The 2,782-nt window shown below is 36.2% G+C and carries 2 protein-coding genes; one reads left to right on the top strand and one right to left on the bottom strand.

Annotated elements, in window-relative coordinates:
• Positions 1–949 precede the first annotated feature (949 nt).
• A complete protein-coding gene (locus DYY65_RS11015) occupies positions 950–1,243 on the top strand; it encodes a hypothetical protein (protein WP_162478010.1) in 294 nt (97 codons plus the stop codon).
• Here DYY65_RS11015 and DYY65_RS11010 read toward each other — a convergent pair.
• Positions 1,238–2,347 (bottom strand): glycosyltransferase, encoded by a 1,110-nt coding sequence (locus DYY65_RS11010; RefSeq protein ID WP_162478009.1) that lies wholly within the window; start codon positions 2,345–2,347, stop codon positions 1,238–1,240. The genes DYY65_RS11015 and DYY65_RS11010 overlap by 6 nt on opposite strands.
• Positions 2,348–2,782: the final 435 nt, after the last annotated feature.

Below are 2,782 nucleotides of genomic sequence, written 5' to 3'. Positions count from 1 at the left end.
GGGGCCTGGTTGATGTGGTGTCCAGATTTCGCCAGTATCTCTTAACTTACCATCAGCACCATAATGTCCTGAGCCTTGAAATTCAAAAGTTACTGTTCCTGCACCATTATTAGATACCAACATTCCTTTACCAAATGTAAATATTTTACCATTAGTGCCATTAGTTATAAGCGCACTGCCATTATCAGTAGTATTAATATCATTCACAATTCCATGACCTGTGAAAGTTATTTGTATTTCATGTGTACCATTAACTATAGTTGGCTTGAAGCTTGTCGTCTTGTCATTTCCTGTATAATTAAAGTCAGGGTTTCCTAAAGTAACGTTGTCTGCTTGAGGAGAGATTGTAGAAGTTGCTGTTCCAGTTGCTATCATAATGTGTTGTATCATCTGCTTTTGTGCGTATGTGATGCTAGGAATAGACACAAGAAGGCTTGCAAGAGCTGCTAATGTGACGATAGATGCTAACTTCGATGTATCAATTTGCATATTACGTTGTTACAAACCACTATTCTTTATCTTTTATGCAATTAATGTTATTGGCTTAGGCCTTCACCATTTAGAAATAACAAATTATCCATTTGTTGAAAATGGATAATATCACAATGTTCCTACTTAATCCCAACTGACAACTGTGGTTGATGGCTTATACATAGCGGGCATTCAATGTCGAATATCTTCAAGCCATTATTCTAGTTATTCCTAACCCGTGAACAATCCTTGATGCAACGAGGTGCAGAGCGATAAACTCACCCTGAAGACCACAAACATGACATACTTAAAATTCTGATAAACTGTTGGAGTAACCAGCCTTCTGAATGGGCAGTATTCAGAAGCCCTCAACTCTAGTTTTATCAAGTTCTATTTGTAGTGGGACAAAACAAAGAAACACCAAGACTTTACTAGCTTACTATGTCGCGCTATGAATAAAGATATCCGTTAGACAGGGATGATAAGACAGTCATTGGTAGTGTTGGGAACACACGTATCACGACAACATGTGGTTATTGTGCTCAAGGAAGGCATGCGGACTGTCGTGGATATTCCTGTGACTGCTCACACGAGATTCACAAGAAATAAAACTATAATTAACGATTACCAAAATCCTATACCACTAGGCCCATCAGAATCTAGAATGACTGTAGCGAACGGCTCAATGTTAATAGACGCCTTTATGTACTTGAGTCAATCAACAATAAAGGCATGGCCAAACCGTGATAATACTTTCTATGGGCTATCATAATCCAGAGATTATCTTTGCAGTAATCTCTGCACCGTTCGACTTTTGAAGTAATCCTTTGTGAATTGATCCTAATTTTTCTTCCATTAGCGTTTCGAGTCTAAATATGTCCTCAAACTTGTAGCCCATTCTGATTGCATTTTGCTCTTGTTCAAAATGATCTTTTATTGGAATGAAAATTCCAGGTGTTCCGTAGACGATTGATTCATCAATTGTCGATCGTCCTGCCAAGGAAACCACAAGATCAGATGCATAGATATATTCGTGTAGGTTATCAACAAATCCTAGGTTACGAAAACCGTTAGAGTCAGTTAATCTTATTTTTGGTCCAGAGATAATAATGAGTTCTAGATCGAATCTGCTTCTTAATTTCTCATAAGCCTTGAGTGAACGTTGAATTAAGTATGTTCCTGCATCAGTTCCACCAGCGCATAATACTACTGTTTTCCTAGTTAAACCTAGGTTATTTCTTAACGTTGTTCTGTTGGCTTTGATTTCTCTCACTATCGGGCCAACATACTCTAAATTATCCTTATTCTCGCCAAAATCAGGAACAATTACTCTGTCGCATTTGTTTATCAATTGGCGAATCCGTTCATTCATTTTCTTCTCAAAGAGGTGTAGGAATCCACTTGTTAAGTGTGTCTCCCCTAAGTTATTCTTATTTGAGATAGTAAGGTAAGCGCTGGTACTAGGTTCTAAAATATCGTAAATGAGTACTTTTTTAGGTGGTGTCGTATTGTAGTTAATAGAAAGAGAAGCAAAATCTTCATCGCTGACAATGATTGAATTTGCATGTAGATGTTTAGTTAATACTTCTTTAGCGATTTTTTTGGACTTGTGGTAATAGATCATATACTTCACTAGCCAGATAAATGAATTATGTAAAGTGCCCGAATTTACTGAAAATGATGGTGGCTTGTACAAGTTAAGTCCAGAAAATTTAGCTCTCAAAATCAGTTCGTGTGCTGAACCACCGCTAACAAATAGGATATCATTAAGATACTGTTTTAGCTTTTCTGCGATTGCAATGTCTCTTGAGGCATGGCCTAGTCCTATAGGACTGGTGAAAAAAATTATCCTTTGAGTAAATGCAAAGTTTGGCATATGTATATTATAATTTTTTATTAGTCGATATAAATTTGATTATCGGTGTGATTCCAATGCAAACTAAGGACTAATCGAGACTCTCTTCAATCTACTTGCTTGACGTGATTGAAGTGTCAAAAATTAAATCACGTACAGGCAAAAAAGTAAAGGATCATCAAAGAGCACATACAAATCAATTATTTTATTATATAGTCTAGGTGTGTTAAAATCATTACATTAGTATTGTTATTTATGACTGATCATCACTATTCAAACTTGCTAAAAAATAGGCTACAGACAGTTCAACTTATTATAACAGCTCTAGACGAGTATAACGATCCTTCAGGCTAGTGTCGAATCTCCATAACGCCTATAAAATGTAGTTCGCTACGCATATTTTATATTTCACTGCATTACATAATATAGTTCATTCAAGATCACAAATATAGGTTA

This window comes from Nitrososphaera sp. AFS (assembly GCF_009898475.1).
Classification (GTDB): Archaea; Thermoproteota; Nitrososphaeria; order Nitrososphaerales; family Nitrososphaeraceae; genus Nitrosopolaris.
Note: the sequence above shows the minus strand (reverse complement) of the source record. Positions and strands in the feature narration are given on the sequence as shown.